Source organism: Apilactobacillus xinyiensis (assembly GCF_019656235.1).
Taxonomy (GTDB): Bacteria; Bacillota; Bacilli; order Lactobacillales; family Lactobacillaceae; genus Apilactobacillus; species Apilactobacillus xinyiensis.
The window spans coordinates 1-6,502 of the sequence record NZ_BPLL01000028.1; the positions used below are offsets into that span (position 1 = coordinate 1).

At 29.4% G+C, this 6,502-nt stretch carries 6 protein-coding genes; all 6 read right to left on the reverse strand.

The annotated features are described in order from the left end of the window. Positions 1-102: 102 nt before the first annotated feature. Positions 103-2,118 carry a DUF5776 domain-containing protein gene (locus tag K5Q11_RS06330; RefSeq protein ID WP_220752037.1) on the reverse strand — a complete coding sequence of 672 codons (2,016 nt, stop codon included), beginning with the start codon at positions 2,116-2,118 and terminating at the stop codon, positions 103-105. Positions 2,119-2,226: 108 nt separating this feature from the next. Beyond that, positions 2,227-2,445 carry a hypothetical protein gene (locus tag K5Q11_RS06335; protein WP_220752039.1) on the reverse strand — a complete coding sequence of 73 codons (219 nt, stop codon included), beginning with the start codon at positions 2,443-2,445 and terminating at the stop codon, positions 2,227-2,229. Positions 2,446-2,554: 109 nt separating this feature from the next. Then, positions 2,555-3,280 carry a hypothetical protein gene (locus tag K5Q11_RS06340; protein ID WP_220752042.1) on the reverse strand — a complete coding sequence of 242 codons (726 nt, stop codon included), beginning with the start codon at positions 3,278-3,280 and terminating at the stop codon, positions 2,555-2,557. Between the two features lie 2 nt (positions 3,281-3,282). Continuing rightward, positions 3,283-4,140 (reverse strand): XRE family transcriptional regulator, encoded by an 858-nt coding sequence (locus K5Q11_RS06345; RefSeq protein WP_220752047.1) that lies wholly within the window; start codon positions 4,138-4,140, stop codon positions 3,283-3,285. A gap of 197 nt (positions 4,141-4,337) precedes the next feature. After that, positions 4,338-4,706 (reverse strand): TM2 domain-containing protein, encoded by a 369-nt coding sequence (locus K5Q11_RS06350; protein ID WP_220752044.1) that lies wholly within the window; start codon positions 4,704-4,706, stop codon positions 4,338-4,340. Between the two features lie 13 nt (positions 4,707-4,719). Further along, positions 4,720-6,108 carry a flavocytochrome c gene (locus K5Q11_RS06355; RefSeq protein WP_220752045.1) on the reverse strand — a complete coding sequence of 463 codons (1,389 nt, stop codon included), beginning with the start codon at positions 6,106-6,108 and terminating at the stop codon, positions 4,720-4,722. Positions 6,109-6,502 lie beyond the last annotated feature (394 nt).

Consider the following 6,502-nt stretch of genomic DNA (forward strand, 5'->3'; position numbering starts at 1 on the left):
TTTAGTTGAATATTTTGACATAAAAAAACCGCCTTAAAAAATTAGATATTATGTCTAACTTTTTTAAGGCGGTACATGAAAGGCTAACCTTTTTTGTTAATTCTATTTAACATTAGTTATTAATTTACTTTTAGCATAGACGTAACCGCCAGCTACTCGATATCTTAAACTACCGTATTTTAAGGTATTTTCTTTATCAGAGTAGTCCCAATTTTTAATTTTCATTACTTGAGATTTTTTCAAAGTTCTTAACTTATGTGTTAACTGAATGTCTTTATATATTGATATCCCCTTGTTAGCTTTAAATGACTTGACCTGTTTGATTGAACCATTTAATGTCAAAGTTTTGTTAGCAGTAACAAAGTTGCCATTTGTTAAAACATAACGAGTAGATCTTTTATTCCAAACAATCCCCTTAACTTTTAATTGAGAACCTTGTTTGTAGTGAGCTACTTTACCAGTTAAGTTCTTGTTTTGATAACTATTCACTCCACCAGCACTAATCACTGTAATTAAGCCATTCGTTCGTGTAGCGTATACAGGTAAAACATAATCTTTTCTAACTGTTATATACCCTACATGATCTTTATGGTTCATTTCATGAATTTTATATCTTAACAAACCAGTCTTACTTCTACCATAACCATCTACAACAAAAATAGGTTTATTAATCATAGGTTTATTAGTATAGTGTCTTAATAAATTACTCTTACTAAAGTAAGTACCCCTATACAAATTCATAGATTTAGTAGGATAAACAATTGTGTTTTTCTTTATTAAATTATTTGAATTGTAATTACCGTCTTCATTGTTATTATTGTTTGGATTAATGCCATGATTTGGTGTTGGTGGTTCTGTTGGTTTTGTTGGTTCCGTTGGTTCCGTTGGTTTTGTTGGTTTTGTTGGTTCCGTTGGTTTTGTTGGTTCCGTTGGTTTTGTTGGTTCCGTTGGTTTTGTTGGTTCCGTTGGTTTTGTTGGTTCCGTTGGTTCCGTTGGAATGATAACTTTATCACCATCATTACCAGTGTCTGTTTTTTTATCACTACCACTATTTGGTTTAGGATTATTTATAACTTCATCATGAGGGTTTTTCACATCTGTTTTTTTATCGAAAGAAGGATTATCAGTAACATTACCAGTACCAAAACTTTCAATTTTACCATTGTATGATTGATCAATACTAGAAGTAGGAAGGTTTGAAGATTGTAGAATACCATAGTTCCTATACAACTTATCATTACCTGTATCTGTATGGTTATTTAATATTTTTGTATCATAATCTATCATTACAGCACAAGCCAGATTTTTATTAAATTGAACTTTAAATCCTACGTCTGTAATATCACTAATATTAACTTCTTTTTCTAAATCATTAGTAATATCATTTGAGGAATTATTGGAAGCATATTCAAAATCAGGTTGATTCCTATAGGTAATTCTAGAAACTTTTATGCTATTATAATCTAAAACTTCGTTTTTATCTTTTATCTGATCTGTATAAAGGCCATCATTCAACAAATTAGAACTATCTACATCTGCTGCATAGTTTAACCTAACTCTCCAATGAAGGTATTCTTGTCCATTTTTATTGTATTGATATGCCCACTTCATAATTCTTTCATCATCTTTTGGCATGGAATTGTCGGAAATATTTACAGTCGGACCATCAGAACTAGTGCTCCACATAATTTTTTGACTATCATTTTTTTGTGCATCTTGACTCCAAACAACAGGTATATAAAAATTTCCACTAGCCAAACCATCATTATTGTAAAAATGAACAGTTAAGTTTTTACCTGAATTCTCAAAAGTTCCCTTTGCAATATTCGATTTATTATGACTTATAAAGAAATCAGATGTGTTATTAACTGTTAAATTTTCAGGAATCTTAACTTTTAAATTATCTAAATTTTTTATATTCTTAAAAATATAAAGTATATACATCTGTTGATTCTTATATGATGTTTTTATTTCATTTAAATTATTGTCAACAAGATTTATACCTACTATTCCAGATTCAGAATTTGAATCACTAGCATTAACTATTCTTCCACTAAAAAAAATTATAAAAAGAAAAAGTATTGGTAAAATTAAATAGTTAAAATATTTTTTAAACAAATGACTATCTCCTTCCTCTTTTTTAGAAGTATTAACTAGTTCAATTATAGAATTAATTTAAATATAAGAAAAGATAATTATTAAAAAAATTAAATTAATTTAAAAAAATTAAATAAAATCATTATATCCATGCATATACTCCACTAATTCACGTATCTTATTAAATAACATATAGCGATTAATAAAACGCATCAATTTATATGGATAATGCCTAACTCTATTTCCATTTTTAATATCATATGATGCTTGCTCATAACCTAGTTGATAATCAGATTTATTATTTTTTTGTTCATAATTGTATAAGTAAACATGGTTAGGTTTATTCATTTATTGATAATTAAGATTGCGATATTGATATTCATATTTTTTGTATTTACCATTTTTCATAAAATTATGCCAAAAGTGAACGTGTTTAATTATTTTTTTAATCATAAAATCACACCTTCTTAATTAACTTAATCCATACTATTAAAATAAAAGGAACACTAGTTAACATCATAGTTATTACAAACCAAATTAAGTCTAAGCTAAAACTTGTGTTTTGAAGAATTTTTGCAGTTACATTAATTAGATAATAACCGGGAAAGATTCTTTGAAAACAAGTCAATAAATCGACAAACTGACTTTCCATAAAAGTTTTAAATGGAGTGATTAGAATAGCTACTAACATCATGATTGGAAATCCTCCCGCCTCAAAAACTGATTTAGGCATTATAATTCCAATAGTAAAACCAATCAAACTTACATAAATTCCAAATAGATTCAACAATACAAAAACGATAAGAAAGTGATAGTTAAAAGCTAATACATTTAGCAAAATACCTAAGAAAGAAATTAAAGTAACAATCAATAGGTTTAAAATCAATTGACTAAATAATGAATCAATCAAATATTTCCAGACACTGTAATTAGAAATTTTAGATTGCAATAAATAATATCTTTTAGAAGTGCTAATCCGCATTCCAAAAGTAACAACTGAGTTTCCCATAATTCCCATTAAAACCGCTACCACATACCAAACGTAGTACAATGCGTTTTGACCAAAGTTATGATTTTTAGACATCATTATCATAAATAGAAACCAAAAACATGGTACAAAAATTGTGAACATTAAAAATCGCTTATTGCGCATTACTTGTTTTAGTTGTATTAATTTAATCATTTCTACACCTCATCATTAAAGTAACGATACCATTGTTCGATAGTTTGGTTATGACTATGAATATCATTTACAGCTACATTTTTAAATATCTTGCCATTTTTCATTAAAATAACTTTTGAAAAGAACTTATCAATTTGATTAAAATCATGTGTAATAGTAATGATACTACCACCTATATGATCCATATACTTCCAGAAAAAATCAATCGATTTTAAATCCATTCCAACAGTGGGTTCATCTAATAACAGTAACTTAGATGGTCTCATTACACTCATTAGTAATGATAATTTTCTTTTTTGGCCTCCGGATAATGAAGCAACATAGTTATTTTTATAAGCATACAGATTAATTTGTTTCATTAGATTATCAAGTCGATTAATTTCGACTTCATACATACTAGCCGATAATTCTAACTGTTCGATTACTTTTAAATTGTCTATCAATAAATTTTCTTGTGCCATAATACTTAAATCTTTGCGATTATTTATATAGCTATTAATTGTTCCGGAGTCTTTAGATGTTAATCCAACAATTAAGTTAAACAATGTTGTTTTACCAGAACCATTACTACCCAGTAAAGCAATTCGATCATGACTATAAACATCTAAATCCACTCCATTTAAAACTGGTTTATCAAAAGCTTTTTTCAGGTCATGAATTTCAATAATTTTTTCGTTTTTATCATCATGACCCAAAATCAAAAAATCTAGACTAGTATTAAAAATTTCTGTTAAATTAATCAATTTTTCTAGACTAGGTTCAGCATCTCCATTCTCCCATTTGGATATAGCTTGTCTGAAAACATATATTTTATTAGCTAGATCATTTTGAGATAGTTGTTTTTGCCTTCTTAAATTAATTGATGATTAAAAATATTTTTCATATGGCAGCTCCTTAATAAGTTAATTTTCATTATGTATTAATCCATAAAATTGTAAATAAATTTAGAAGTTTTTCATGCTATTAACAAAAGCACACCTGTCAACTAATGGTTGCATCATTGTTTTATCAGGTTTTAAACCAAATAAAAAAACGTTCTTAAAGCTAAGAACGTTTTTTATCTGCGACTATTTACAATATTTATTGCTTGGCGTTTAACTCTTAATCGATCAGCTTTTAACCAATTCATCATTGAAAAAGCATCAACAATCCACCAAATCCAAGTTGCCAACAAAAAGATAAAACCAATTAAAACAATGGCTAAAACATATCCTATCAACGTTAATACTAACATTGTAACTGCATTGCTTTCTTGCATATAAAATCGATGTGCTCCAAAAGTTCCCAAAAAGAACCACAATAACCAAGCAACAACCGGTTGTTTGCCATCATTAGCTATTTTAGATTCTACAAATAGCTGACTTTGTGGATCTAATCGACTTTCTTCTTCATTTAAAAAAGCTTCTTCTCTGTCTAGATTATCCATTTAATATCTCCTTTTAAGATAAATACTTAAATACTTGTTGACCAGCTTGGCGACCAAAAACAATTGTTTCAGCAATCGAATTTCCACCAATCCGGTTGTTACCATGTAAACCACCGGTTACTTCTCCACCAGCAAACAAACCTTTAATTGGCAAATTATGCTTATTTAAAACTTCCGCTTTGTGATTGATTTTTATACCACCCATTGTATAGTGAATAGCTGGCGCAATATGAATAGCATAATAAGGGGCTTTATTTAATAAAGTATTCATGCCTGTTGAACGTTGATATAGCGAATCAAATTTAGATGAAACTGCCTGATTCCAGGCACCTACAGTTTTAGATAATTTTTCGCTACCCATTTTTAATTTATAAGCTAAATCATTAATGCTGGAACCATGCGTGACTGCACCAATCATGTCATAAAACTCAATAGCTGGAACTTTTTTGCGTACATTAGTATCAAAAATAAGATAGGCACTACCATCAGCATCTTTATTAATCGCATCTGTAACAGCTTGTCTAGTGTCTAACTCGTTCACAAATCGATTTCCTAGATTATCAACCAAAATAGCACCTTCACCACGTACCGCTTCGCCAATCAAGTAGGTGTGTGCAGTTTCTTGATATACAGTTGGATGTACTTGAATTTCTTGCATATCAACTAAAGATGCTCCAATTTGTTGAGCTAAATCAAGTCCATCTCCGGTTGACCCTTCTTGATTAGTAGTTCGATAATCACTTAAATCACTACGATATTTACGAATGATTTCCTTATTTGCACCAAACCCACCAGTAGCTAATATTACTGCTTTAGAAGCAATCGATTTAATATTTCCATTTGACAACTCTAAGGACACGCCATTAACCGTATTATTATTCATTAGTAAACGGTTGACTTTTACATTATTAAAAACTGGAATTTGATATTTATCTATAATTTTTAAAAATGATGTTACTAAAAAATTTCCAATCGGTGCCATACTGTCAGGACGATGCGTTCTACGAGTGTGCATACCACCCGTAATAGTTAAGCTATCAAGGTTTATACCATGTTCAGTAAGCCAATTAACTGATAATGCAGCATGCGTTGTAAAATATTTAAGTAATTCTGGATTGTTAGTTTTTCCACCACCAATAAATGTATCATTATAAAATTCGTCATAACTATCAACAATATGATTTTTTAATTGTACATCTGTTTCCGCAGCGTTCATTCCAGAAGATGCTCGATTGGTGTTTCCACCTAATTTATCCATCTTTTCTAAAATAGCTGGATGCAATCCTAACTCGTAAGCTTGAATCGCCGAAACTAAACCAGTTGCACCAGAACCCACGATGATTACATCATATTTATTTTGCAACTGTTCTATCGAGTTAGGAGTAAATATATATTTAGCCAATCTAAGCACCTCTTTTAATTTTTTGTTGGTTTAAGATTACAACAAAAAAAGAGATTGAACAAACAATCTCTTGTAATTTGTAAAACTCACAACATAAATTAGACACAACTGCACTTTACATATAAATTAACAACAATTATATATTTAATAAAATTCTAATATATTACGAATTTTTTATTATAGAATAGATGAATTTGGTTCATAAATAAAGTTCCGCTATATTTTTATATAGTACTGTTTATTGACTAGTTGGCATCGCTTGATGATTTAGAACCGTTTGGTTGACTAGCATCGCTTGGTTGACTAGCATTGCTTGGTTGACTAGCATCGCTTGATGATTTAGAACCGTTTGGTTGACTAGCATTGCTTGGTTGACTAGCATTGCTTGGTTGAC

Excerpts from the sequence above, each read along its gene's own strand:
- K5Q11_RS06350 (WP_220752044.1), bottom strand. The coding sequence starts at position 4,706 with ATGGATAATCTAGACAGAGAAGAAGCTTTTTTAAATGAAGAAGAAAGT.
- K5Q11_RS06335 (WP_220752039.1), bottom strand. The coding sequence starts at position 2,445 with ATGAATAAACCTAACCATGTTTACTTATACAATTATGAACAAAAAAAT.
- K5Q11_RS06340 (WP_220752042.1), bottom strand. The coding sequence starts at position 3,280 with ATGATTAAATTAATACAACTAAAACAAGTAATGCGCAATAAGCGATTT.